This window comes from Acinetobacter sp. 12966, assembly GCF_031196995.1.
Taxonomy (GTDB): Bacteria; Pseudomonadota; Gammaproteobacteria; order Pseudomonadales; family Moraxellaceae; genus Acinetobacter; species Acinetobacter geminorum.
The window spans coordinates 1-717 of the sequence record NZ_JAVIMC010000046.1; the positions used below are offsets into that span (position 1 = coordinate 1).

At 36.6% G+C, this 717-nt stretch carries 1 pseudogene; it reads right to left on the reverse strand.

Annotation, left to right across the window (positions count from 1 at the left end):
• Positions 1-18: 18 nt before the first annotated feature.
• Positions 19-659: pseudogene (locus RFW85_RS06670) on the reverse strand (IS1 family transposase).
• Between the last annotated feature and the right edge of the window lie 58 nt (positions 660-717).

Here is a 717-nt window from a genome sequence, read left to right on the forward strand (position 1 = left end):
TCAAAAAGTATGCTGGCGTTAAACAAATCCGTTATTAAGGTAAAAGAAAGTCAAATCAAAGGCTTTAAAATGATTTTCGAGCTTTTTAGAAAAGTTGCAACTTCTCCTAAATCCACGCCTGATTCGATGACGAATTCTACAATTGTTACCTTCAATACCGACGGTAAAAAACTTACCGATCACTTGCTTGCAACATTGAAATGCTGTAATAAAACTATCCCAATGATCACTCGCAATTCGAGCATATTGAACCCCAAGCTTTTTAAGTCTAGCTTTAAGACGTTGAACCGTTGCTAAATCCCGCTTACCCCAAACATAAGCAACAATTTCTCCAGATTCTCGATGGTAGGCATAAATAAGCCATTGTTTATTTTTCTTATTCCCTACAAAAGTCCAAAGTTCATCGACTTCAAGACATTCGTAGTGGCTTTGTTTAGGCTGAATCTGATAGATCGATTCACTTAAGGTTCGTAATACCTTGCCAATGCTGATACGCTCGACTTCAGCAATATCTCTTACACCGCTTCCTCTGANNCACCAATAAACTGACGTTTGCAATCTTTGCATTGATGGTTTTGTTTCCCATCTACTTTGATGCCATTTCTCTTTATATTGTTACTTAGACAGGTAGGACATTTGATTTGTAGCGTTATTTTCATACCTCTATTTTATCAAAAGCCATATTGTTTTTTTCAGCATACTTTTTGAAACACCACC